This window comes from Variovorax sp. 350MFTsu5.1, from assembly GCF_048302515.1.
Lineage (GTDB): Bacteria > Pseudomonadota > Gammaproteobacteria > Burkholderiales > Burkholderiaceae_C > Variovorax > Variovorax guangxiensis.
Map to the genome: position 1 here is coordinate 6,223,654 of NZ_CP157620.1, position 24,257 is coordinate 6,247,910.

26 protein-coding genes are annotated in these 24,257 nt (G+C 67.7%); 7 read left to right on the top strand and 19 right to left on the bottom strand.

What is annotated here, in order from left to right:
• Positions 1–8: 8 nt before the first annotated feature.
• The 11 genes from ABL843_RS28240 to ABL843_RS28290 form a co-directional block, all read right to left on the bottom strand.
• Positions 9–1,283 carry a DUF4350 domain-containing protein gene (locus tag ABL843_RS28240; RefSeq protein WP_418118126.1) on the bottom strand — a complete coding sequence of 425 codons (1,275 nt, stop codon included), beginning with the start codon at positions 1,281–1,283 and terminating at the stop codon, positions 9–11.
• On the bottom strand, positions 1,280–2,074 hold the full coding sequence (locus ABL843_RS28245; RefSeq protein WP_418118127.1) for a DUF4129 domain-containing protein: 795 nt from the start codon (positions 2,072–2,074) through the stop codon (positions 1,280–1,282). Before ABL843_RS28245 ends, ABL843_RS28240 begins: the two co-directional genes overlap by 4 nt.
• A complete protein-coding gene (locus tag ABL843_RS28250; RefSeq protein WP_369660634.1) occupies positions 2,061–2,792 on the bottom strand; it encodes a hypothetical protein in 732 nt (243 codons plus the stop codon). Before ABL843_RS28250 ends, ABL843_RS28245 begins: the two co-directional genes overlap by 14 nt.
• Positions 2,782–3,771, bottom strand: a complete 990-nt coding sequence (locus tag ABL843_RS28255) for a stage II sporulation protein M (RefSeq protein ID WP_418118128.1) — start codon at positions 3,769–3,771, stop codon at positions 2,782–2,784. Before ABL843_RS28255 ends, ABL843_RS28250 begins: the two co-directional genes overlap by 11 nt.
• Positions 3,768–4,490: an RDD family protein gene (locus ABL843_RS28260; protein ID WP_126025793.1), complete on the bottom strand. Its 723-nt coding sequence runs from the start codon at positions 4,488–4,490 to the stop codon at positions 3,768–3,770. The genes ABL843_RS28255 and ABL843_RS28260 overlap by 4 nt, the downstream gene beginning before the upstream one ends.
• A gap of 16 nt (positions 4,491–4,506) precedes the next feature.
• Positions 4,507–5,025: an RDD family protein gene (locus tag ABL843_RS28265; RefSeq protein WP_126025792.1), complete on the bottom strand. Its 519-nt coding sequence runs from the start codon at positions 5,023–5,025 to the stop codon at positions 4,507–4,509.
• A gap of 73 nt (positions 5,026–5,098) precedes the next feature.
• Complete coding sequence (locus tag ABL843_RS28270) at positions 5,099–6,100, bottom strand: FUSC family protein (protein WP_418118129.1); 1,002 nt, start codon at positions 6,098–6,100, stop codon at positions 5,099–5,101.
• Complete coding sequence (locus ABL843_RS28275; RefSeq protein WP_418118131.1) at positions 6,097–6,567, bottom strand: MarR family winged helix-turn-helix transcriptional regulator; 471 nt, start codon at positions 6,565–6,567, stop codon at positions 6,097–6,099. The genes ABL843_RS28270 and ABL843_RS28275 overlap by 4 nt, the downstream gene beginning before the upstream one ends.
• Before the next feature lie 43 nt (positions 6,568–6,610).
• Entirely contained in the window at positions 6,611–7,360 is a 750-nt protein-coding gene (locus tag ABL843_RS28280; protein WP_418118132.1) for a DUF2242 domain-containing protein, read from the bottom strand.
• 86 nt (positions 7,361–7,446) lie between these two features.
• The gene (locus ABL843_RS28285; protein ID WP_418118133.1) at positions 7,447–8,109 is read right to left on the bottom strand and encodes a nucleoside/nucleotide kinase family protein; all 663 of its coding nucleotides are present in this window, start codon (positions 8,107–8,109) and stop codon (positions 7,447–7,449) included.
• A 36-nt stretch (positions 8,110–8,145) separates the two neighbouring features.
• A complete protein-coding gene (locus ABL843_RS28290) occupies positions 8,146–9,420 on the bottom strand; it encodes a Glu/Leu/Phe/Val family dehydrogenase (protein ID WP_418118134.1) in 1,275 nt (424 codons plus the stop codon).
• Between the two features lie 234 nt (positions 9,421–9,654).
• On the opposite strand from ABL843_RS28290, the gene ABL843_RS28295 reads away from it, so the two are divergent.
• The 3 genes from ABL843_RS28295 (at position 9,655) to ABL843_RS28305 (ending at position 11,186) form a co-directional block, all read left to right on the top strand.
• Entirely contained in the window at positions 9,655–9,981 is a 327-nt protein-coding gene (locus ABL843_RS28295) for a DUF4148 domain-containing protein (RefSeq protein WP_418118136.1), read from the top strand.
• Positions 9,982–10,107: 126 nt separating this feature from the next.
• Positions 10,108–10,575, top strand: coding sequence for a hypothetical protein (locus ABL843_RS28300; RefSeq protein ID WP_418118138.1), 468 nt, complete (start codon positions 10,108–10,110; stop codon positions 10,573–10,575).
• Positions 10,576–10,718: 143 nt separating this feature from the next.
• A complete protein-coding gene (locus tag ABL843_RS28305; RefSeq protein WP_019657564.1) occupies positions 10,719–11,186 on the top strand; it encodes an Lrp/AsnC ligand binding domain-containing protein in 468 nt (155 codons plus the stop codon).
• Positions 11,187–11,196: 10 nt separating this feature from the next.
• Here ABL843_RS28305 and ABL843_RS28310 read toward each other — a convergent pair whose 3' ends face one another.
• Positions 11,197–11,901, bottom strand: coding sequence for a YggS family pyridoxal phosphate-dependent enzyme (locus ABL843_RS28310; protein ID WP_418118139.1), 705 nt, complete (start codon positions 11,899–11,901; stop codon positions 11,197–11,199).
• A 51-nt stretch (positions 11,902–11,952) separates the two neighbouring features.
• Between ABL843_RS28310 and ABL843_RS28315 the strand changes: the two genes are divergently transcribed.
• From ABL843_RS28315 to ABL843_RS28325, 3 genes are all read left to right on the top strand, one after another.
• Positions 11,953–12,996, top strand: coding sequence for a type IV pilus twitching motility protein PilT (locus ABL843_RS28315; protein ID WP_126025783.1), 1,044 nt, complete (start codon positions 11,953–11,955; stop codon positions 12,994–12,996).
• Positions 12,997–13,132: 136 nt separating this feature from the next.
• Positions 13,133–14,269, top strand: coding sequence for a PilT/PilU family type 4a pilus ATPase (locus ABL843_RS28320; protein WP_126025782.1), 1,137 nt, complete (start codon positions 13,133–13,135; stop codon positions 14,267–14,269).
• 64 nt (positions 14,270–14,333) lie between these two features.
• Positions 14,334–15,242 carry an NAD(P)-dependent oxidoreductase gene (locus ABL843_RS28325; protein ID WP_418118140.1) on the top strand — a complete coding sequence of 303 codons (909 nt, stop codon included), beginning with the start codon at positions 14,334–14,336 and terminating at the stop codon, positions 15,240–15,242.
• A gap of 54 nt (positions 15,243–15,296) precedes the next feature.
• Here ABL843_RS28325 and ABL843_RS28330 read toward each other — a convergent pair whose 3' ends face one another.
• From ABL843_RS28330 to ABL843_RS28340, 3 genes are all read right to left on the bottom strand, one after another.
• On the bottom strand, positions 15,297–16,115 hold the full coding sequence (locus ABL843_RS28330; RefSeq protein ID WP_126025780.1) for a BON domain-containing protein: 819 nt from the start codon (positions 16,113–16,115) through the stop codon (positions 15,297–15,299).
• The gene (locus ABL843_RS28335; protein WP_126025779.1) at positions 16,112–16,723 is read right to left on the bottom strand and encodes an SIS domain-containing protein; all 612 of its coding nucleotides are present in this window, start codon (positions 16,721–16,723) and stop codon (positions 16,112–16,114) included. The genes ABL843_RS28330 and ABL843_RS28335 overlap by 4 nt, the downstream gene beginning before the upstream one ends.
• Before the next feature lie 85 nt (positions 16,724–16,808).
• Complete coding sequence (locus ABL843_RS28340; RefSeq protein WP_418118142.1) at positions 16,809–17,186, bottom strand: YraN family protein; 378 nt, start codon at positions 17,184–17,186, stop codon at positions 16,809–16,811.
• A gap of 72 nt (positions 17,187–17,258) precedes the next feature.
• Between ABL843_RS28340 and rsmI the strand changes: the two genes are divergently transcribed.
• Positions 17,259–18,209, top strand: a complete 951-nt coding sequence (gene rsmI / locus ABL843_RS28345; protein ID WP_418118144.1) for a 16S rRNA (cytidine(1402)-2'-O)-methyltransferase — start codon at positions 17,259–17,261, stop codon at positions 18,207–18,209.
• On the opposite strand, the gene ABL843_RS28350 is transcribed toward rsmI, so the two are convergent.
• The 4 genes from ABL843_RS28350 to ABL843_RS28365 form a co-directional block, all read right to left on the bottom strand.
• A complete protein-coding gene (locus ABL843_RS28350; RefSeq protein ID WP_184642083.1) occupies positions 18,206–18,934 on the bottom strand; it encodes a glutathione S-transferase family protein in 729 nt (242 codons plus the stop codon). The two genes, rsmI and ABL843_RS28350, sit on opposite strands and share 4 nt — an antisense overlap.
• A 113-nt stretch (positions 18,935–19,047) precedes the next feature.
• Positions 19,048–19,602, bottom strand: coding sequence for a hypothetical protein (locus ABL843_RS28355; protein WP_418118145.1), 555 nt, complete (start codon positions 19,600–19,602; stop codon positions 19,048–19,050).
• Positions 19,599–21,479, bottom strand: coding sequence for a LysM peptidoglycan-binding domain-containing protein (locus tag ABL843_RS28360; RefSeq protein ID WP_418118146.1), 1,881 nt, complete (start codon positions 21,477–21,479; stop codon positions 19,599–19,601). Before ABL843_RS28360 ends, ABL843_RS28355 begins: the two co-directional genes overlap by 4 nt.
• Before the next feature lie 17 nt (positions 21,480–21,496).
• Positions 21,497–24,232: a type VI secretion system Vgr family protein gene (locus ABL843_RS28365; RefSeq protein WP_418118147.1), complete on the bottom strand. Its 2,736-nt coding sequence runs from the start codon at positions 24,230–24,232 to the stop codon at positions 21,497–21,499.
• Between the last annotated feature and the right edge of the window lie 25 nt (positions 24,233–24,257).

The window sequence follows — 24,257 nt, forward strand, 5'->3', positions numbered from 1 at the left end:
CTCTCGGTTCAGGATGAGGATGAGGAGGAGGAAGAAGAAGGTGATGAAGAAGAAGTCCGCGGCGTGAACGGCCCGTTCGCGTCGAGCCGGCGGCGCGCGGTCTCGAGCACTTCCAGGTCGATCGCCATCGCGCTGGCGTGGCGGGTGCGGGCCCCATCCATCGCGCGCAACAGCATCGCCGGCTCCAGCCCCGTTGCCTGCGCGATGGCGGCTGCTCGCGCCGTTGCATCGCGAAACGCGTAGCCGCGCAGCTGCCGGCGAGCCGATTCGTCGAGCGCGCGCAGCTGCGCAACGTGCAGCGCGCCCGGGCCGTGCGCATGCAGGAAACCGGCGGTGCCGCGCACCTGCTCGGCCATGGAGCGCCGGTGCGTGCCGGCCGAAGGCGCCAGCGGCCCGAAGCGCACGGCCGCGCGCCAGAGCGCGGCGAGCAGCGCCAGCAGCCCCACGACCATTGCCACCCAGCCCTTCTGCCAGAGCCACAGCATGAAGGGCTCGCGCGCCTCCTCGGCGACGAACCAGATCTCGGCACCGCCGCGCGCCTGCACCGCCGCGGCGGCGAACAGCGCGTTGTCGCCGCGCAGGAGGCTGTCGTTGTGCCAGAGGCCCCAGGGCATCACGGTGACGGTGCCGCGCCCGACACCGACGCGGATCGCCTCGGTGCCGCGCGAGCCGGTCGCGGTCCACAGCGCGGGCGGCTGCCTGTCGGCGGGCCGGTAGCGCGAGGGCGACCACCATGTGCAGAGCCGGTAGCTGCGTCCGCCGGCGAAGCTCGCGGGAACCGTTGCGGGCTCGTTCACCGCGTGGCAGTCCGCGTCCCTGGCGGACGGGTCGGGAATGCGCGGGATGCCCGATTTCCGCCTCTTCTTCGGCTCGGGCGTTTCCTTCTCGTTCTTTTCTTCCGATGCAGGCGGCTTCTCGCGCACCAGCGGCAGCCAGTCTTCGAGCTGATCGCCGCCGACCAGGTAGCCCGGCATCACGAGGTGCCCGCCCTGCTCGACCCACTGGCGCAGGCGCTGCCCGCGCTCGGGAAACATGTCCCAGTGGCTGGAGCCGAGCACCAGCCGCGCCTGCGCGGGCGGCATGGCGTCGAGGCTGTCGCGCTTGACCACCTTCATGCCGAGCTCGCGCAGCATCGCCTGCGCACCGTAGAAGCGGTTCGTCCTGGCCTCTCCGCTCGCGGGCGTCGACACCTCGGTGTCGGCCCATTCGGTGGCGGAGACCAGCCAGAAGCCGGCCAGCGCCAGCACGAGAACCGTGAGGATGCGGGCCACCCATGCGTTCATGCGGCCGCGCCTTTCATCAGGCTGTCGTCCAGCTCGGCAGCGGCCGCCTTGGCGGACAGGTGCAGGTCGAACTCGCCGCAGATCGCCAGCACCTGCGCGGTGGACGGCAGCCGGCCGCCGTACGCCGCCAGTTGCCACGCCTCGATCAGCCGCACGAAGAAAGCCTGCGCGTCCGGCGACAGCCGGGTCGAGGCCAGCACCACGCACTCGCCCTCGGTGCTCGCGGCGCGCACCGGCACCGCATGCGCATGCACAAGCCGCGACAGGGCGCCGCGGTACAGCAGCGACAGCGCGGGCCGGTGCTGGCCACGCTGCCAGAGGCCGGCGGCGGCATTGCCGATGTCGTCGGGCAGGCTCTCGGGCCGGATGTCGAGGCTGCCCACGTGGCTGGGCAGCAACGCCTTGCCGGGCCGCGCGCCGCCGGCGCGCACCCTGATCCATCGATGCAAGCGCACCGCCAGCCAGGCCAGCGCCAATGCGGCCAACCCCCAGATCAGCCAGCGCGCCCCCTCGGCCACGGCCCGCACGAAGTCGCGCAGCCAGTCGAGGCTGTCGGTCTTCTTCTCGGGCTCTTCCTCTTCCTCGTCGCGCTCCTTGAAGCGCAGCTTCTTCTCGGTCCTGGTGCCGGGCATGTTCGGGTCGGCTCGGACCTTGTCGGCGGCGGCCTGCACCTGCTCGCGCGTCAGCACCGTCTCGGCCGCGGTGGCAGTCGCCGGCAGCATCAGGCTGGCAGCCCACACGGCCAGCACCGCTACCGCGACGCGAAGCCCGCGGATATCAACGGAATCCACGACGGAACTCCTGTTCGATGTCCCAAGCTTCCAGCTCGACCCGGCGGTTCAGGTACATCGCGAACCCCGCCGCCACATAGAACGGCTCCAGCACGCCGACGACCAGCGCATACGCGCCTGCCGTCAGCAGGCTCTGCACCGTCGAGTCCGACTGCGTGAGCCAGTTGAAGAGATCGCGCGAGCTGCCTTCAGGCGCGAACCAGAACAGCAGCGACAGCAGGCAGATGTCGAGCGCCATCTCGACGTTGGCGAACACCAGCTGCATGCCGGTGGCCGAACCGCGCCGTCCGCTCAGCAGTTGCGCGCGCCGCTTGCGCCGTGCGCTTCCGCGCTGGCCCTCGAGTTGCTCGATGGCCTGGGTGAACGAGCGCCAGGGCGAGAAGCGCCGCCACAGCAGCGTGCGCAGCAGCTGCCCGCCCCACACGGCTCGCCGGTTGGCCCAGAGGTCGGACCAGCGCGTCTCCTGCCCGAACACGGCGCGCGAATGCACGAAGAGCAGGCTGCGGTCGAGCCAGGGCTTGAGCCAGAAGATCAGCAGGCTGGGCAGCCAGCCGGCGATCTCGACCGTGCCAAGGGCCAGCAGCACCATGACGATGTGCACCGGCAGGAAGGTGCGCCACACCGAGCGCGCGTGGCTGCGCACCAGCTGCGCGCCGAGATCGGCGGCCTCGGCCATGGGCCGCGGCCGCAGCGCGATGGCGAGGCCGTCAACCCGCATGTTCGTCCCCTGTCTTCGCGGCGGCGCTCGGCCGGCCCTGCCAGCCCAGGTAGGCCAGCACCAGCACCCAGCAGGCTCCGCCCACGCCGTACTTCACGGCCGGCGCGATCCAGCGCGCCGACGACCAGAAGGCTTCGACCGCGGCGGCGATCAGCAGCAGCCCGATCACCCCGTAGACGATCACCACCGCGTGGCGCGCCGCCAGCCGCAGCGCCTCGAGCCGCGTGTGCCGTCCGGGCGCCACCCACGAATAGCCGAGCCGCAGGCCCGCCGCGCCCGCCAGCACGATGGCGGTGAGCTCGAAGGCCGAGTGCGTGACGACGAAGGAAAGGAAGTTCTGGGCATGCCCCGCCGCGATGAGGTAGCCGCCCACGGCCCCGATCTGCACGCCGTTGAACACCACCACCGCCGCGCTGCCCACGCCGGCGAAGATGCCCGCCGCGAAGCAGCGGAACCCGATGCCGATGTTGTTCATGATGTAGTAGCCGAACATCTGCCAGTCGTCGTCCGCGCTGCGCGTGCGGCCCAGCGACTCGGCGCTGTCGCCGTACATGGAGTCGAACTCCTGCACCGAGCTGGCGTCGAGCAGGTGCAGGATGAAGCCCGGGTCGCGCCAGGCGGCCCAGCCCGCTATCAGCAGCGGCAGCATGAACATCAGCGCCGACACCAGCAGGTAGATGCGGTGCGCGCGCACCGCCTCGGGAAAGTCGACCAGCGCGAGCCGCGCGAAGCGGGCGAGGCCGTAGTCGTGGCGGCGGTAGATCAGCCGGTGCGCGCTCTGCGTGAGGCCCTCCAGGCGCTGCGTGAGATGGATCGGATAGGCGCGCGCCTGCGCCAGCGCGAGGTGTTCGCACACGCGGCGGTACAGCGTGGCGAGCCGGGCGCCGTCGAACTTGCGCTTGGTCTCGGCCGTGCGGATGACGGCTTCGAGCTCGGCCCACAGGGGTGCGTAGGCGGCCTCGAAATCGAGCGGGGTCATCGCACCGCCCTTCCCTGCGCATCGGCACCGGAGCGCCGGCCCAGCACCCACTGCGCCACGCCGAGCAGGCGCTGCGAGGCCGAGGCGCCGGTGGTGTCGGGCCCGAGCACCGGTTCCGCGACGCGGGCAAGCTCGTCGAAGCGCTCGGGCGTGAGGCGGGTGGCGCGCCCGGCCCACGAGACGATGGCCATCTGCTCGCGCGCCGACAGCGGCCGCGCGGGCGCCTGCGGCTCGGCCGGGGGCACGCTGCCGTGCAGGCTCACCTGGTCGCTGAACACCACCAGCGTGCCGGCGGCGAGGTCGCCCAGGCGCTTGCTGTCGTGGCGCCACAGCATCGACACGATGCCCGCGCCGTAGAACGAAGGCACGAAGTCGGCCGCGCGCAGCAGGTTGCGCGTGAGCGCGGCGGCGGGCGTGACGGGCAGGCCCGAGTCCATCACCACGCGCAGGCCCATCACGCGCTTGCCGGGCGTGGCGGCCGCGCGCGTCAGCTCGAAGACCACAGGGTAGAACCACTCCAGGCAGAAGTAGGCGATCAGCAGGATGCCGAAGCCCATCTTGCCCAGCATGCCGACGCCGATGGAGATCGCGACGAAGATGCCGAGCCGGATCGCGAAGTCGATGAGGTAGGCCAGCCCGCGCGCGACCAGCCCGGCCGGGCGCAGCGAGAGCGCGATGCCTTCAGGGGTCTCGGCGGTGTAGAGCGTGTCGAGGCGCACTGGCGTCGCGCCCGGCTCAGGCTTGCAGCACGACGGTGTCGGCGATCTGGTCGTGCAGGCAGCGGCGCGACGCGCGGAAGATGAAGAGGCAGTCGATCAGCACGTAGATCGGCCCGAGCAGCGGCCAGATGCTGGTGAAGAACATCGGCCCGTCGCGCAGCGCGAGGATGCGGCCGATCTGCGCCTGCGAGCCGTCGGGCCGCGCGATGCGAATCCTGAAAAGCGCCTTGCCGATGGTCTGGCCGCGGGTGGCCAGCAGATAGCCGTGCAGCACGAGATAGAGGACGACGCCGGAGGCCGCGCTGGAGATGCGGGGCTCCCACATGCCGAGGCCATCGTCTTCCCAGAGATTGATGGGCGTGAACTTCGCGAGGAGCCAGATCGCCACGATGGAGATGCCCGCGTCGAGCATCGCGGCGAGAAAACGCGTGCCGCGCGATGCGAGCTCGCCCGACTGGCCCCCGCCCGGCTGCACCACGTCTTCCACATGGGATTGCGGAGGCGCGTAGCGCGCGTCCTGCGACTGGTCTTCCATGCCCGTCCCTCTCCGAAACGAATGAATTTTCGGAAGATTCTAGGGCGGTTCGATGCCCGCTCCGGCGGGCCGGCTAGGCCGGCGGGCGCGCGGCGAGCGTGGTTTGCAGGCGCCGCAGGTCGTCGAGCAGCAGGTTCAGCGGCGCCGCCAGCAGCGCGTTCGAGGCGCCTTCGCCCGACGAAGCCTGTGCTGCGCAGCGGGCCAGTTCGTCCAGGTCGGACGGCGCGGGCTTGCCTTCGAGTGCGTCGGCCATGCCCGCGATGGCCGCGCCGGCCGCCTGCGCGGCTTCGGCCCGCGTGCCGGGCGCCAGGCGGAACACGCGGTCGAGCACCGTGGCGTCCTGGAAGATGCGCGCCGCCAGCCGGGCCTTGTCGCGATAGCTGCCGCTCGTGCCGCCCCGGCGCCACCATCGCGCTTCGAGGTCGGCGCTGCCGGCGAGCGCCCCCAGGCGGACCAGCGCGGCGCGCGTACCTGCCTGGATGCGCTCGATCTCCCCGGCATCGGTGGGACGGCGCGAGGCAGACATGCGCCTAGCGATGCCGCGCAGCAGCGCCGCGCAGCCCTCGTCGAAACGCGCGCCCGCGTGGTACTCCGACATCACCGTCGAGACCACCAGCGCCACGCCCACGCCGATGCCGATCTGCACCATGCGCAGCAGCGCCACCTGCAGCGGCGAATGGCCGGGAATGCCGCCGGCAGACAGGATGATGAGCGCCGCCACCGGCGCGCTGCGCATGCCCGGCACCGAGGCGCTGGCGAAAGCGAGCAGTACGACGAGGGCCAGCGTGGTCGCGATCGGCTGTGCGCCGTGATGCTGCAGCCAGACGCCCGCCATGCCGACCAGCGCGCCAGCCGCGGTGCCGCGCACGCGGTCCCAGCCGGCGTCGAGCGTGGAACCGGCGCTCGGGCGCATGACGATCAGCACGCTCATCACGGCCCAGAAGCTCTCGGGCAGATGCAGCGCGGTAGCGACGCACCATGAAATGGCCACCGCCGCGGCGAGCTGCACGCCGGGACGCCAGCGGCCGTTGCGCCAGGGGTCGGCGAGGCGTTGCAGCGCGCGCGTGCCGTTCATGGCCCGGGAGGCTTCGCGCCGCCGTCGAGCGCGGCCGAAATGCCGTCGATCAGCCCGCAGGCTTCGAGCAGCAGGGCGCGCTGGCATTCATCGAGCGTGGCTCCGATCGCCTCGGCCAGCGCCGCCTCGCGCGTGCGCACGATCGCCTTCAGCCGTCGCATGCCCTCGGGGGTGAGCGACAGCAGCCACTGGCGCCCGTCGGCCGGATGCGGCGCGCGGCCGATCCAGCCCTCGGCTTCCAGCTCGGCCAGCAGCCGGGTCAGCGACTGGAGCTTGACGCGCTCGAACCCCGCCAGCGCGGTGGGCGTGCACGGCCCGTGCCGGTGGAGCTGGCCCAGCACGCTGAGCTTGGCCACGCTCGGCCCCTCCGGCGTGGCACTGCCGCCGCGAAGCTGGCGGGAGAGCAACGACACCGAGGAGCGAAGACGCGAGGCGCATTGCGCCGTATCTGGGACGGTGGAAGCCATGCCCAGATTGTAAGACGCGTCTTGGTATCCAGGCTTTTCGGCGTCAGCCCCGGTTGGGCGATGAAGTCACAGGGTAGGTGACGGCCGGCGCCGACTCGGAGGCCGGAGCGATGGCGGGCGCAGGCGCAGGCACAGAGATGGGCACCGGGGCCGGCGATGCGACCGGTGTTTCCTCGGGCTTGGTCGCGGCCTCGTCCTCGGCTTCTGCCTCCGGGCCTTCCAGGAAGCGGTCGAGCAGCGCGAAGAAGCGGTCGTAGAAGCGCTCGTCGGTCAGCGTCTCGCTCGCCACTTTCACCATCGCGTCGTCGCTGCCCGAGAACGGCAGCGAGAGCGAGCCGATAGCGCCCACGCCGAGGCTCGCCGAGTTGTTCACCTTCTTGAGCCCGTAGCGGTCCTGCAGCGCGGTGGCGAAGGCCACGGTGCTCCTGCTCGTCTTGCCGCCGCGGGTGCTCTCGCGCGCGCAGACCACGCGGAACTCGACTTCCACATGCACCTCGGCCGCCGGCTGGAAGCTCTTGCGCCCGGTCACGAGGTCGGAGTTGGCGGCCGTGATCATGTAGCCCTGGCTCAACAGCGCACGGCGCGCAGCCTCGCAGGTCTGGGCCTCGGTGGCCTCGTAGTCGCGGGTGTGGGTGGTGGTGGAGCCGAAGGCCTCGGGTTCGTAGTTGACCCGGCGGGAGCTACTGCCGCAACCGGCGAGCACGAGAACGGCGCAGAGCAGGCCCAGGGCGAGAACCGGTTTACGGACCGGGGCACGGATGGCGAACAGGGAATTGGAGTGCATGGACGGCATGAAGCGGCGAATGCTAACCGGCGGCCTTGCCGGCAAGCCTTCGAGCGCGCCCGTGCAAGCGCGTTCCCGCCGCAATGCCGAAATTTTCAGGACCAGGGCAGCACGTGATGCGCGCGCACCCGCGTCGCCGCGATCAGCCGCGCGTTCGGCGCATCGGTGCTCTCCACCCAGGCGCGCGCTTCTTCGGCGCTGCGGCCGAACTGCTGGTGGCGGCGCACCAGCCGCGCCTCGCGCACCGCGTCGTCGATGTCCACGTACCAGACCTCGTCCAGCATCGCCGCCGCGCCGGCCCATGGGCCCACGTCGTGCAGCAGGTAGTTGCCTTCGGTGATGACGAGCTGCGTCGAAGGCAGCACCGCGATCGCGCCGGCGATCGGCTCCTCGATCTCGCGGCGGAACTCGGGCGCGTAGACGATGCCCCCGTCGGGCCGCTGCTCGCGCAGGCGCTGCAGCAGCGCGACGTAACCGGCGCTGTCGAAGGTGTCGGGAGCACCCTTGCGGCCGGCGCGGCCGAGCCGTTGCAGCTCGACGTTGGCCAGATGGAAGCCGTCCATGGGAACGACCTGGGCACGCTCCGCGCCCACCGCCTGCAGGAGCGCCGCCGCGAGCGTCGACTTGCCCGCGCCGGGCGCGCCGACAAGCCCCAGCAGCCGCCGCTGCCCGCTGGCCATCAGGGCCTGCAGGCGGGCGGCGCTTTCAGGGGGAAGTGCTGGAAGCGGGGGAAGGTTCTGCGCGGGGGAAGTGGTCATCCCCCGAGCGTAGCTTTTCCTTCCGTCAAAAAAGCATCAGGGATACAGGCCGCGCTCCTGGCGAGCCATCAGGATGCGCTCGCAGGCCACCGCGTAAGTTGCGGTGCGCAGCGTGATCTTGTGCTTGTCGGCCGTGTCCCAGATGTGGTTGAGCGCGTTCATCATGATGCGGTCGAGGCGCACGTTGATCTCGTCCTCGTCCCAGAAGAAGGACGAGAAGTCCTGCACCCATTCGAAGTAGCTGACCGTCACGCCGCCGGCGTTGCAGATCACGTCGGGCACCACCAGCACGCCGCGCTCGGCGAGGATGTCGTCGGCCTGCGGCACGGTGGGGCCGTTGGCGCCTTCGAGCACCAGCTTGGCGGTGGTCTTCTGCGCGCGTTCGGCAGTGAGCTGGCCTTCGAGGGCAGCCGGAATGAGGATGTCGCAGGGCGTGTTCCAGAAGTCCTCGTTCGGCACGATGTCGCCGCCGGCCTTGAAGCCGACCACGCCGTCAGTGCGCGAGATGGGCACGAGCTTGGCGAGGTCGAGGCCGTTGCTGTTGACGATGGTGCCGGTGTGGTCCTGCACGGCGACGATCTTGGCGCCGGCTTCGGCGAAGAGTTCGGCCGCAACGGAGCCCACGTTGCCGAAGCCCTGCACCGCGATGCGCGCGCCGCGCAGGTCCATGCCGAGGCGGCGCGCGGCTTCGCGGCCGGTGACGAACACGCCGCGGCCGGTGGCCTTCACGCGGCCCAGCGAGCCACCCAGGTGCAGGGGCTTTCCGGTGACGACGCCGGTGGCGGTGCCGCCGACGTTCATCGAGTAGGTGTCCATCATCCACGCCATGATCTGCGCGTTGGTGTTGACGTCGGGCGCGGGGATGTCGGTGTGCGGGCCGATGATGATGCCGATCTCGCTGGTGTAGCGGCGGGTGACTTTCTCGAGCTCCTGCAGCGAGAGTTTCTTCGGGTCGACGCGGATGCCGCCCTTGGCGCCGCCGTACGGCAGGTTCACGGCAGCCGTCTTGATGGTCATCCAGGCCGACAGGGCCATCACTTCTTCGAGCGTGACGTCGGGATGGAAGCGGATGCCGCCCTTGCCCGGGCCGCGGCTCATGTTGTGCTGCACGCGGTAGCCCTCGAAGTGGGCGATGGTGCCGTCGTCCATCTCGATGGGCACGTCGACGATAAGCGCGCGCTTGGGGCGCTTGAGGGTTTCGACCCAGCGGGCCAGCGGGCCGAGGTACGGCACGACGCGGTCGACCTGCGAGAGATAGGTGCCCCACGGGCTGTTGGCTGTAGGACTGACGAAGGAGAGTTGTTCGCTCATATGAGTTCCCTTGCTTGGTTTGTTAGGGTGGCTGCAACGATAGACCTCCGCCGCGCGTTGCGCCATGGCTTATGCGCGCCGCGGAGGCGGTTATGCAAGAGAGGTTGGCTGGCCTGCCGGGTCGACATTGCGCCGATGTAATCGCGGCGTGCGGAGGTTGACCGGCTCGCTTCCTAGATTGGCATGGTCGCGCCATCCCGGCGACGACGGACAACCAACCAGGAGATACCGACCATGCCGCATCGCAAGCTTCTTGTTTCTTCTTCCCTTCTCGCCGCCGTCGCGCTGACTCCGCTGGCAGCGTCCGCCGCGGGCGAATACCACTTCGCCCCCAACGAGGCCGGCGTGACGCGCTATCCCGATCACGCGAAGCAGGATCCGTCGCGCGACAGGGTGGTCGCCGAACTGGCAACGGCGCAGAAGCAGCCCGCCTGGAACAACGTGAGCCGCGGCGCGCCCTGGCCCGCCGCGCGCACCGGCCAGCCCGCCACGCGCGAAGCGGTGGAGGCCGAGGCCATCAAGGAGATGCGGGCGGGAACGATCCCCTCGGGCGAGCGATAGGCATGCGCCACATCCGTAGATGACAGAAACGTCATCGACGGGTTATCGACCCAGCAGATCCGCTTCGTAGAGTTGGCTTCACCAACCAAGGCAAACCAACCGACATCACACATCAAGGAGTAACGAATGAGCAAGCAAGCTTCCGCCACCCGTCTGATCGGCACCGCCGCCCTCGCCGCCCTCGCCGCCCTCCTGGGCACGATCGCCGCGCCGAGCTTCGCCGGCAACTACGCCGAGGGCGATCCGCGTCCCGCGCCGCTGGTCTCCTCGACCACGCGCGCCGCCGTGACCGCCGACGCGGTGCAGTGGCTGAAGACCGCGCCCACGCAGGGCTACACCAGCGGCTACGAGCAGCAGGCGGTGGTGGTGTCGGCCAACTCCCGCGCCGCGGTGGCTGCCGACACGCAGCTGTGGATCCGCTCGGGCCTGGCGGCCAGGCAGAGCGGCGAGGCCGGTGCCGACACGATGAGGCCCGGCTACCGCGAGGCCGCCGCCGAGTACGCACGACTGCGCGCGAGCCCTGCCTACAGCGCGCTCGTCGACCAACTGAAGAACCAGCAAGCGGCCGCGCAACCGCAGACCCAGCTCCGCTGACGGGGACGGAATGCCTCGGCCCCCTCGCTCGTTGGGTAAGCGAGGGTAGGCCGGCGGCAGTTCCTTGGTTCTATCTCCTATAGCCTGCCTCCATAACCCGCATCTTTTGCCACGAATCGATGCCCGAGCCGGATAATCCTCCGATGCTCGACCTGGACCGCATCGATCTGCGTCTGCTGAAGATCCTTCAGGAAGACGGCCGCATCACCAACCTCAAGCTCGCCGAGGCGGTGGCGCTTTCGCCCACGGCTGTGCTGGCGCGGGTGCAGCGGCTCACGCGCGACGGGTTCATCCAGGGCTATGAGGCGCGGCTCGATCCGCACAAGCTGGGCCGCGGCTTCACCGTCTTCGTCGAGGTGCTGCTGGACCGCACCACGCCCAACGTGTTCGACCAGTTCAAGGCGGCCGTGCAGGTGCGCGACGAGATCATGGAATGCCACATGGTCGCCGGCGGCTTCGACTACCTGCTCAAGACCCGCATGGCCGACATGGCCGCCTACCGCGAGTTCGCGGGCACCGTGCTGTGGCAACTGCCCGGCGTGCGCGAAACGCGGACCTACGCGGTGATGGAAGAAGTGAAGAACAGCGCGCGGCTGCCGCTGGGGGTGTGAGCCGGGCCCGTCAGGCCGGCTTGGCGTAGTCGCGGCCGCCGAAGATCGCGGTGCCTACCCGCACCATCGTGCTGCCGGCGCTGATGGCCGCTTCGAGATCGCCGCTCATGCCCAGCGAGAGTGTGTCGAGCGCGATGCCCGCGTCGCGGATCGACTGGTACACCGCATGCGCACGCAGGCACAGTTCGCGCTGCGCCTCGAAGCCGGTCGCCGGCTCGGGAATCGCCATGAGCCCGCGCAGTCGGAGTTGTGGCAAAGCCGCCACAGCGCGCGCCAGCGCGAGCGCCTCTTCCGGAGGCACGCCGGACTTGTTCGTTCCGCCGTCCACATTAACCTGAAGGCATACATGCAGCGGCGGCAGGTAAGCCGGGCGCTGGGCCGAAAGACGCTCGGCGATCTTCAATCTGTCGATGCTGTGGACCCAGTCGAAGTGCTCGGCCACGGGCCGCGTCTTGTTGCTCTGGAGCGGCCCGATGCAGTGCCATTCGAGGGAAGAACGCAGGTCGGCGAGTGCTTCGATCTTGTCCAGCCCCTCCTGCACGTAGTTCTCGCCGAAGGCCGACTGGCCCGCCGCATGCGCCTCGCGCACGGCCTCGGGGCCGAAGGTCTTGGACACCGCCAGAAGGCGCACTCCGGCCGGGTCGCGGCCGGCCGTTACACATGCCTTCGCGATCCGGTTGTTTACTTGCTGGAGGTCGTCGCCAATCATCGTCATAATCGTCCAAAATCGTATCAAAACGTCACGAAACCCGAGCCGAGGAGCCCCGTGGACATCACCCAACTGCTGGCGTTCAGCGTCAAGAACAAAGCCTCCGACCTGCACCTTTCCGCGGGCCTGCCGCCCATGATCCGCGTCAACGGCGACGTGCGCCGCATCAACGTCGACGCGCTCGACCACAAGGGCGTGCACGCCATGGTGTACGACATCATGAGCGACACGCACCGCAAGCACTACGAAGAGTTCCTGGAGGTCGACTTCTCCTTCGAGATCGACGGCCTCGCGCGCTTCCGCGTGAACGCCTTCAACCAGGCGCGCGGCGCGGCCGCGGTGTTCCGGACCATTCCGTCCAAGATCCTCACGCTCGAGCAGCTGAACGCGCCGAAGATTTTCGGTGAACTGGCGCTCAAGCCGCGCGGGCTGGTGCTGGTGACGGGCCCCACGGGCTCGGGCAAGTCGACCACGCTGGCGGCGATGATCAACTACCTCAACGAGAACGAGTACGGCCACATCCTCACGGTGGAAGACCCGATCGAATTCGTGCACGAGTCGAAGAAGTGCCTGATCAACCAGCGCGAGGTGGGACCGATGACACTGTCGTTCTCCAACGCCCTGCGCTCCGCGCTGCGCGAAGACCCCGACGCCATCCTGGTGGGCGAGCTGCGCGACCTCGAAACCATCCGCCTGGCCATGACCGCCGCCGAAACGGGCCACCTGGTGTTCGGCACGCTGCACACCTCCTCGGCCGCCAAGACCATCGACCGGATCATCGACGTGTTCCCGGGCGAAGAGAAGGAAATGATCCGCGCCATGCTCTCGGAGTCGCTGCAGGCCGTGATCTCGCAGACGCTGTGCAAGACAAAGGACGGCCAGAGCCGCGTGGCGGCGCACGAAATCATGCTGGGCACCCCGGCCATCCGCAACCTGATCCGCGAGGCCAAGGTGGCGCAGATGTACTCCACCATCCAGACCGGCCAGGGCTCGGGCATGCAGACGCTGGACCAGAACCTGACGGAACTGGTGCGCCGCAATACCATCTCGGCAGCGGAAGCCCGCGGGAAAGCCAAGATCCCCGAGAACTTCCCCGGCTAGTCATGAGGCCCCCCGGCTTTTCACTTCGCTGCGCTGCGTGTAACTCCACCCCCCATGGGGGAGGCGCGGCCGCCTTGGGGCGGCCCGGCGGTCGGCCGCCAGCAGGTTCTATCTAAACAGATCAAGGAGCGCTCTCATGGAACGCGATCAAGCCAGCCAGTTCATCAACGACCTGCTCAAGCTCATGGTGAGCCGCAACGGCAGCGACCTGTTCATCACCGCCGACTTCCCGCCGGCCATCAAGGTCGACGGCAAGGTCACCAAGGTTTCGCAGCAGGCGCTGGGCGCGCCGCACACGCTGGCGCTGACCCGCTCGATCATGAACGACCGCCAGACGGCGGAGTTCGAGCGCACCAAGGAATGCAACTTCGCGATCTCGCCCACCGGCATCGGCCGCTTCCGCGTGAACGCGTTCGTGCAGCAGGGCAAGGTCGGCATGGTGCTGCGGACCATTCCCGCCAAGCTGCCGACCATCGACGGCCTGGGCATGCCGCAGGTGCTGAAGGACGTGTCGATGACCAAGCGCGGCCTGTGCATCCTGGTGGGCGCCACGGGCTCGGGCAAGTCGACCACGCTGGCGGCGATGATCGACTGGCGCAACGAGAACTCCTACGGCCACATCGTGACGGTGGAAGACCCGGTCGAATTCGTGCATCCGCACAAGAACTGCGTGGTGACGCAGCGCGAAGTGGGCATCGACACCGACAGCTGGGAAGCCGCGCTGAAGAACACGCTGCGCCAGGCGCCGGACGTCATTCTGATGGGCGAAATCCGCGACCGCGAAACCATGGAGCACGCCGTGGCTTTCGCCGAAACGGGCCACCTGTGCATGGCCACGCTGCACGCCAACAGCGCCAACCAGGCGCTGGACCGGATCATCAACTTCTTCCCCGAAGAACGCCGCGCGCAGCTGCTGATGGACCTGTCGCTGAACCTGCGCTCGCTGGTTTCGCAACGGCTGGTGCCAACGGAAGACGGCCTGGGCCGCGTGGCCGCGGTGGAAGTGCTGCTGAACACGCCGCTGATTTCCGACCTGATCTTCAAGGGCGAGGTGGGCGAGATCAAGGAAATCATGCGCAAGAGCCGCAACCTGGGCATGCAGACCTTCGACCAGGCGCTGTTCGACCTGTTCGAGAGCCACTCGATCAGCTTCGAGGACGCCATCCGCAACGCCGACTCGGCCAACGACCTGCGGCTGCAGATCAAGCTCAACAGCCAGCGCGCGCGCAGCACCGACCTGGCGGCGGGCACGGAGCACTTCGCGATCGTCTGAGGCCGCGGGAGGCCGGCCTCCGCCGCACGGCGCCTGCGGCGGAATGGCCTTAAGCTGTCGCCCCATGAGCAGCATCAACCCCCGCACCTACGAATCCATCCCCGCGCGGACCGTGGCCTTCCTCGGCCTCGGCGTCATGGGCGGCCCGATGGCCGGCCACCTGGCCAGGGCCGGCCACAGCGTCACGGTCTACAACCGCACCGCCGCCAAGGCGCAGGCCTGGGCCGAGGAATTCGGCCCGCCCGGCCGCCACGCCGCCACCCCGCGCGAAGCGGCCGCCGGCGCCGACATCGTGTTCTGCTGCGTAGGCAACGACGACGATCTGCGCTCGGTGGTGCTGGGCGACGACGGCGCCTTCGCCGGCATGAAGAAAGGCGCGGCACTGGTCGACCACACCACCGCCTCGGCCGACGTGGCGCGTGAGCTCTCCAAGGCAGCGCAGGCGCTGGGCCTGCACTTCATCGACGCCCCCGTCTCGGGCGGTCAGGCCGGCGCGCAGAACGGCGCGCTCACCGTGATGTGCGGCGGCGACGCGGCAGTCTTCGAGCGCATCAAGCCGGTGGCTATGGCGTTCTCGCGCGCGGTCACGCTGCTGGGCGAGAGCGGTGCCGGCCAGCTCGCGAAGATGGTGAACCAGATCGCCATCGCGGGGCTGGTGCAGGGCCTGTCGGAAGCCATCGCCTTCGGGCTGCGCGCCGGTCTCGACATGGAGGCCGTGCTCGGCGTCATCAGCAAGGGCGCGGCCCAGAGCTGGCAAATGGAGAACCGCGGCAAGACCATGATCGAAGGCAAGTTCGACTACGGCTTCGCGGTCGACTGGATGCGCAAGGACCTGGGCCTGGTGCTCGACGAGGCCAAGCGCAACGGCGCGCGCGTGCCGGTGACGGCGCTGGTCGACCAGTTCTACGCCGACGTGCAGCAGGCCGGTGGCCGGCGCTGGGACACCTCGAGCCTCATCACGCGACTCAAGTGACGCAATGAAGAAAGCCCGCATCAGCGGGCTTTCCTGTCTTGGCGTGCCGGATCTTCAGCGCACCGGCGAGGTCGTCACGCCGTTCGAGGAAGGCGCCGGCGTCGACGAGCCCGCGGGGGGCAACGGCTCCATCGGCGGCAGCGGCACGCGCGAGGTGGACGACGACGAGGGCGCGGACGGCGTTGCCGAAGTCACCGGCGCCGGCCCCGTGCCACCGCGCTGCGCGGCAGCCTGATTCGCCGCCTGGCTGGCCGCCAGATCGGCTTCGCTCACGACCTCGACCACGCGCACCACCTTCACCACGCCCGACACGCCGCGCGTGATCTCGGTCGCGCGATCGGTCTCGCGCCGCGTGGCGATGCCCATCAGGTAGACCACGCCGCGCTCGGTCACCACCTTGAAGGAATTGGCGAAGATGTCCTTGGCGTCGAGCAGCGAGGCCTTCACCTTGCCGGTGATGTAGAGGTCGTTCGAACGGTCCTGGAAGGTGCTGGAGGAACCGACGGTCAGTTCGTTGACCACCGAGCGCACGTTCACGATGCGGCTCACCTCGTCTTCGACGCGGCGGCGGTCGGCATCGCTGCCCACGGCGCCGGTCAGCAGCACCTGGCGGTTGTAGCTGGTCACGCTGACGTACATCTGGTCGTTGGCGATGTCGCGCACGCGGGCCGCGGCACGCAGCTCGATGCCCTGGTCGTCGAGCTGGGCGCCCGAGCTGCGGCGGTCGGTGGCCACCATGCCCACGCCCACCACGGCCGCGCCGCCCACGACGAGCGGCACGCAGGCGGAGAGGCCGGCAACCATTGCGGCGCCCAGTGTCAGGGCGAGAGCGAAACGCTGGGTCGATGTCGTCGTCATGGTCGTCAAGGTCATGAGGAAGCTTCCTGTTCTCCGAGTAACTGGGCGTCCACGCCGTCGCACAGGCAATGCAGCGCGATCTGGTGGATCTCGTGGATGCGCGCCGCACGCTCGTGCGGCACGCTGATCTGGACGTCGGTCTCGCGCAGCGCGCGGCCGATGGCGCCGCCGGCGCCCGATGCCGCGTTGCCCAGCAGCGCGACCACGGTCATGTCGCGCTCGTGCGCCGCGGTCACCGCCGCCAGCACCGGGGCCGACTGGCCACTGACGCTCAACGCGAGCAGCACGTCGCCGGCCTGGCCGAGCGCGCGCACCTGGCGGGCGAAGCGGTCGGCATCAGCCGCGTCGGCACTGTCGGCGGCGGGGTCGGTGGCATCGCCGGGCAGCGCGATGGCGCCGAGCTCGGGCCGCTCGCGTTCGAAGCGGCCCACGAACTGCGCGGCGAACTGGGCCGCCAGCAGGCCCGACACGCCTGCGCCGCAGGCGAGCACCTTGCCGCCGCTGGTCACGCAGGCGAGGATGGCCTGCATCGCTTGGGAGATGGGTTTGCTGAGGACCGGCCCGGTCTGGTACTTGAGGTCGGCACTGTCGATGAAGTGCTGCTGAATCCGTTGCTCGAGCATGGGGCGGGATGATAACTGGGGGCTGTGAAACAAGACGTTCGAGATGTGGAGCACTCATCGAGGCTTCAGTTCCTCGAACTGTTCGTCAACCGGCGTCGAAGGCTGCCCGCAGCCACGTGATCTTCTCTTCGAACAGCACCACGTCGAAGCGGCACGGCGGCACCGTGCGCAGCCGGCTCAGGTAGTGCTGCGCGGCGAACACGATGCGCCGCTGCTTCGGCCCGGTGATGCTGCCGCCCGCGCCGCCGTGCGTGCCGGAGCTGCGATGGCGCACTTCCACGAACACCAGCGTGCCCGTGGGCGAGGGACGCGGATCGCGCATGATCAGGTCGATCTCGCCGCCGCCGCGCCCGGGCGTCCGATAATTGCGGGCGAGCAGCACGAGGCCCGCGTCCCGCAGGTGGTCGAGCGCGGCGTCTTCCGCCGCATCGCCCCGATGCTTCGTTGTGGTGTCGGTCTTCATGGCCCTCCCTGGCCGGCTCTCGAGAGTCTTCTTTTTCTGCTTGCTGCCTGTTCGTTCCGACGGAGAAACCCCTTGGCTTCACTCGCTCCCGCCTCTTTCGGCGCAGCCCTCGCGGCAGCTCATGACGCCGCGGGTGCGCAGCATTATCCGCAGGGCACGCTCTATGTCGTCGCCACGCCCATCGGCAACCTGGCCGACATCACGCTGCGCGCGCTGCATGTGCTGCAACTGGTGGACGCCATCGCCTGCGAGGACACGCGCCACACGCAGAGCCTGCTGCGCGCCTATGGCATCGACCGCCCTGGCTCCCGGTTGCTGGCGGTGCACCAGCACAACGAGGCCGAGGCGGCGCAGGCGGTTGTCGCGCGGCTCGCGCAGGGCGAGCGCATCGCCTACGTCAGCGACGCCGGCACGCCCGGCGTGAGCGACCCCGGCGCGCGGCTCGCGGCCGCGGTGCGCGCCGCCGGACAACGCGTGCTGCCGCTGCCGGGCGCCAGCAGCGTGACCACGCTGGTCGGCGCGGCGGGGCTGGTGGCCGAGGGCGGCCACGACGGCAATGCCAGCAGCGCTTTCGTCTTCGCGGGCTTCCTGCCGAGCAAGGCCGGCGAGCGCGATGCGGCCGTGCAGGCGCTGTCGAAGGAACCGCGCGCGGTCGTGCTGCTGGAGGCACCGCACCGCATCGAGAACCTCGCACGCGCGTTGGCCACGCTGGGCGAGCGCCACGTCACCGTGGGCCGCGAGCTCACCAAGCAGTTCGAGGAAATCGCCACCGTCGCCGCGGATGCCCTGCCCGACTGGTTCGCCGCCGACCGCGACCGCACGCGCGGCGAGTTCGCGCTGGTGCTGCACCCCGTGGCCGTGAGCGGTGACGGCGGGGCCGAAGGCGAGCGCGTGCTGCGCCTGCTTCTGGCGGAGCTGCCCGTGAAGACGGCCGTGAAGCTGGCGGCGGAGATCAGCGGCGCCCCGCGCAATACGCTGTATGACGCCGCGCTGCGCATCCGCGACGAGGCGGAGCAGAACTAGCCGTCCAGTTCGGCGTAACGCCTGAAGATGCCATCTTCGTTGAACGCGATACGGCGCGGACTCTGCAGATAGTCATGCACGCGCTGGCGTCGCTTGACGTTGGCATGCAGCCTCTCCACCGCGGGCGTGGCGGCGAGTGCCCGCGCCGATGCCTTCGGAAACGCGTAGCGCAAACCGTCCACAAGCTGGAACAGCGACAGGTCGGCGTAGGTCAGCGTGTCGCCCACCAGATGCTGGCTGCCCGCAGGGTTGCGCTGCAGCACGCGCTCGAACCAGCCGAGGAACTTCGGTATGCGCTCCTCGCGAAAGGCCTTCGCGCGCTGCACGGCCGCGTCGCGCTGGTCTTCGTAATAGGCGCCGACCGAGATCGGATGGTGCGTGTCGTGCGCCTCGGCCACCGCATCGGCGATGGTGAGCTGCAGCTGGTGCGTCCAAAGCCCGTCCGATTCGCCGACGCCCGACAGGCCGAGCCTGGGGCCCAGATACAGCAGGATCGCAGCCGTCTGCCCGACCACGATGTCGCCATCGACGAGGAACGGCGGCGCGAAGGCAGGGCGCGCGGCCTCCGGGTCGTCCAGCCGCTCACCCAGAGCGGATCCGCCACCGCCCTCGCCCTCGGGCAAACGCGCCACGTCGACATAGTCCGCGCCGGCAGCTTCGAGCGCGAGCCGGACGAATTCACCTCGGCCCTGGATGGTGGGCCAGTAATGGAGTTGGTAGGGCATGCGGAAGATGGTGGCATGGGTGTGGCGATCCCCGCAATAGCATGAAGCGCAAGATACCCATTCATGGAAGCTCCGCAAATCCAAGGTCTCAACGGGCGAGCAAAAGGATGAACCTAAGGCGCACGCGTAACGGGCGGCAGGAGCACGCAGAACGCATCTTCAATATCTCGGGCGGATGGTGACGCGTCACCCGGCCTCATTTCAAAAGTCTTGATCTTTTTCCTGCCGGTTACGAAATTCATCATTTTCGGACCATTCTTTTTGGAGTACACAATGACTCCATCCAGACCTTCGTCGATCTCTCTATCGGCGTCCCTGAAAGACTTCAAAAATCGATTCAAATACTGAAGAGATTTTCGATCTTTTTCGATAAACACTTTTCTAATCAACTCATCAGTTATTCCGGGGGGACGCTTTTTCATGTAGAGCACCGACCCCCATTCATGCCAGGAAACACCGCACTCAGCATCGACCCTTCCTGACTCCACAAAATCCTTGACCATCTTATTGATCAACTCCCGGCCCGGGCTTTCATCCAAATTCACCCAGACAACGAGTCTATCGTCTCTATATCCGGCGAAGGATTGCGAAGAAGACCCCCAGAGAAGGAAAGCAGCCAAAAACGAAACGAACAGTTTATTAAAACCAAACATCGACCACCCTTTCAAGAAATGTCTTCACTCAAACCTCCCTTCCTTCTTCCAGGCTTTTCCGGAGGAATTCCCAAGATTAAATTCAGCGACACAACATTTGCCTCGCTCAACCCGGGCTCTACCAGATCCTTTTTCGCTTGCTCATAGTAAGCAATGGGAATGAAATATTTCAAATAACTCGAGCTTCCGGATTTTCTTATTTCCGCTTTTCCATTTTTATTTCTCACCATTACCTGAGTTCGTAAATTTTTGGCAAAAGCGGAAAATCTGATCTGACTCCGCTGATTGCCTCCAAGAAGGATCAAGTCCTCGTCACCGCTTTTTGCATAGACAAACCCGACGTGCCGGCCATGCCCCTGTCTCGATGTGACCATGGCGATGGCGCCATAGATCGGCCTATCCAATTCAACGAACAAGGGATTTCTGACTTTGGGCGGTGTCTTCTCCAATTTCTCTTTTGGCCCGTCGACTTCATAAAACCCATGCGCGCGTGCTTTCGCCACCTTGCGATTGGGATAGCCAAGGTTTTCAATTGGATATTTCGCCTGCATCAGGCACCAGTTCACAAACGCGGCGCACCACGCATTGCTGGGGCCGTCCATGGCCTTGAGTCCGTCGTCCACCTCGACGTGGTAATTGATCTTGTCTTGGAGCGTGATTTCGAGTTCGCCCCGCCTGAGCTTCGCTTCCGCAATCGCGACGGGCATCCACGGAGCCCGCCCCGGCACCGGATTGATCAGCGCCAGAACCTTCCCCTCGCCCTCCTTCGACCGCTCCGAGTCCGATGGCCTGATTCCGGATGGAGCGGGAGGCGGCGGAGGAGAGACCACTTTTGGCCTCGACAGCGCTGCCGGGCTTGGCGGCGCACTCGCAGCCGGTGGCTTGGCGGCGGCCATGCCGGGAGGAGGAGCAGTTGAAGGCCTGTGACCCGACTTGGTCTTACCGCTCCCCGCAATCAACAGCACCTCACCGGGATAGATCCTGTCGTGCCCCCGCTCGTTGGCCTCCCTGATGGCTTCCACGCTGGTGCGATACAGCTTCGCGATCTTCCAGAGGCTGTCGCCCGGCTGGACGACATAGCTCATGGGCTTTCTCTGCCCAAGGGTCGAGCTGTTGATCTTTTCCGAGCCGGCGACGCCCTTCCACCTCTTGAATCTCGCCAGCAGGTTGAAATCCTTTCCGACGTCGCCCTCGATGGTTCCGACCGTCACGGCCTCCCTGCTCTTCGGATCCGCCACCTTGACGTGCACGGCCGACTTGTCGGCGGGGTGAATCACAGGAGGGAATCGCCCTGCGGCATCGGACTTGACGGTTTCCTCCTTGCCTCCTCTTTGCAGAATGATCTCCGTGCCGGGCAATGGCTGGCTGCCGTCGGTCGCGTTGATCCTGCTCACGGCAACCCAAGTTTCCTTCCGCGTGTCGGCGTTGGCGTGGTAGCCCTCGATCTCGGCGATGCTGTTCACGATCTTTTCGAGTTCGGCGTCGCTGCACTCGCCGATCTTTCTGCCGGCCGGAATGCCGCTGGTCTTGAGCAGATCGCGTATGTATTTTTCCGTGTCGTTTTCGTTCTTCGGGGCATAGACGGGAATGGCTTCGGAGATCGTCCTGTCGCCATGCAGGCGCTTCAAGTTGGCCTTCAATTCCTCTCGCCCCGCGTCTTCGTCGGGAAAGATCAGGAAGGTCCTGCCCGATCTGGTGGTGGCGAATCCGATGTAGCCCTTTGCTTTCCTGGGTGCAGGCACGCCGTCGACCTTCCTGGCAGTCAGGTCGCCGGGATTGTTGATGCGCCACGGCAGCGTTCCGCCCGAGCGCAGCAGGTGACGGCCGTCTTCGCAGATGAATTCGGCGACTTCGATGTTGGGGTGGTAGGTTGCAGATATCAGTCTGGACATGCGGGTGTTTCCCTAGCTCAAGCCAAGCCGTTCAGGTGGGCTTCGATGGCGGACTCGGAAAGAAAGTGGCCGGGGTCGAAAGCGCCTGCAGCCGCTGCATACATGGAGCCTTCCGCTCCCGGCGATTCGGTCTCGCCGCCGTCATCGGCCCGGTCATCGTCTTCCGCGCTGTCTGGCTCGGAGCGGATCGTCGGAACGGGCGTCCAGTCCCACGCTTCCTCGCCCACCACCAGCACTGCCTCGTCCGGCGTTTCGAACGCGACGCGGGGCAGCCGTCCGTCGTCGGGAATGACGCCTTCGGCCAGCGTTTGGCGCTTCTCGCCGAGGATCCGGTAGGGCAGCCCCGACATGCCCGCGTGCTTGAAGATCTCGTCGCTGCCAAGGGGCGCGAAGCGCACGCTGTACCTGTCGTCGTGGCTCACGCCTTCCATGCGACGGCGCTTGGCCATGTCCATCGGCCCTGCATAGCTGTGGATGGCCGCGTGCTCGCGCCAAAGGCCCTGGGTGCCGTGCACGATGCCGGAGGCACTCCACCTGGAAAAGCTGCCGCCGCCGTTGATGACTACCTCTTCCTTGGCGCTGATGCTGATCCTGTCGGACTCCATCTTGATGTCGAGCCTCGCCAGCAGGTTGATGCTGTTCTGCAGGGCGACGATGTCGATGCCCGCCGTGGCTGCGGTCAGGCGGATGGCCTTGTATGCGAAAAGGCGTACGGCTTCTTTCACGCTCACCAGAAAGCTCCTGCCGGCGCTGATGCTGGTGTGCCCGCCGCTGCTCAGCGCGTTGTGCGTGATGCTGGCGATGTGGGTGGCGCCCGCCGCCGTGCTCTGGATGCCTGCCGCACTGGCGAGCACGAGGTGCGGTTCGCGGAGTTCAGGGAAATCTCCCTGCCGCGAATGGCGGCCCTTGATCGCATCGTTCTGTTCCTTGAGGGCCTGGGTGACCGCGTCCTGGTCGCCCGCTTCGTGCGCCTTCGCTTCCTGCGCGGTCCGGCTCTGCCGTTCATGCAGGTCGCGCGCGGCCGTCAGGCGTGCGATTGTTTCCCCAAGATCGGTGATGTGCGCATCGGCTCCGGGCCTCGGCTCGGTGCTGAGCAGCAAGCCCCTTGCTGCGCGCACCGCGGCATGGCCATCGGTACGCAACTCGGCGCCCTCGCCTCGGTCGTCCTTGCGGCCTGCCGTGTCGTCGATGCGCCCGATGTGGCCGAGGCTCAGGCTGCTGCTGAGATGGTCGCTCTTGAGCTGTGCCTGGATCTTTCCGGGTTGATCGTCCAGCACCAGGTGGTTGCCGCGCGATCCGCCTGCTGCACCCGCATTCAATTCACGGCTGCGCAGGCCCGATAGGTTCTGCTGGTCGGGCAGCCGCCACGCGGGCATGTTCTCGGCATTGAACACACGGCCGGTGATGATGGGACAGTCCGGGTCGCCGCCGAGGAAATCGACGACCACCTCCTGGCCGACGCGCGGCAGCGCAGCCGCCCCGAACGTCTCTCCGGCCCAGGCCATGGACACGCGGATCCAGCAGCTGGAGTTCTCGTTGCGCTGCCCGATACGGTCCCAGTGGAACTGCACCTTCACGCGGCCGTACTGGTCGACCCAGATCTCTTCGTTCTTCGGTCCGACAACGATGGCCGTCTGCGGTCCGCGGGTGCGCGGCTTCGGCGTGGTGCGTGGCGTGCGCCACGCGTGGCTCACGGGCTGTGCCTCGAAGACGAAGCGCTGGACGGAGCCTTCGCCGGCATCGGCGCCTTCGGTGGCCCGGAGGTTCTCCCGCAGCTCGTAGTCAACGGCAGTCAGAAGGTGCTTGCGGTTCTGATCGTCCCTCGGATGGCCCGCCAGCTCGAAGATGCAGCCCGGCGCGAGTTCTCGCCTGTTTGAACGGCCGCTTGCAACGCTGCCACCGCTCAGTTGCTCTTCGATGCGGGTGCGCGCATAGGCCTCGCCGTCGTCGTAATGCCTGTACCCACCGGGCCATTCGTACAGCTCGAGCTCGTCGTGCGCGTGGCCGGTGCGCAGCTCCCGCCGGCTGGAGAGGTCGGCCTTTGGCTTGAGCGGGTCGTAGTCGTTGGTGAAGTGCAGGCCGGAACGGACTTCTTCGCTCGTGCGCCACTCATGGATGCGTTCGTTCGAACCATCGCCCCCGCCGGTCATCCCCGCCTTCTCCAACGGATGAAACCGCACCGTCTCCCCTCCGGGCATCGGATCGTGCGAGCCCAGCACGTCATCCGCAAACACCAGCACCTGCCGCTGAGCCTCATGCCGGAAGTAGTAGTAGATGCCTTCCAGCTCGCACAGCCGCGAGACAAAAGAGAATTCGCTCTCGCCGTACTGCACGCAGTACTCCCACACGCGGTAATCGCGGGCCAGCCGCTTCTCCATGGGGTAGCCGTAGGCTTCGAGCACGTCGGCGACGATGTCCGGAACGGTCCTGCCCTGGAAGATTCGGAAGTCGCTGCGTCGCGTCGCGAGCCACAGCCATGGGCGCAGCTTCATTCGGTAGAAGCTATGGCGTGCGTCCTCTCCGGCCAGGCCGAAGGACGCGACGACGCCGCCCAGGTAGCGCGTGCCGCCGCTCTCGGTCTGCATCGCCAGGGTAACGGTCTTGCCGAGCAGCATCTTCGGATCGACGCTGTTGCTGCTGCCCAGCAGTTCCACATCGAAGTCGTGGAGCCGGCTCAGCGCCTCGCGGCCGGTCAGCCAATGGAATTGCAGCGCTTCCCCCAACGGGGTCTGAATGGAAACCCGGCGCGTCATCGCACCACCGCTGACGCAACGGCGC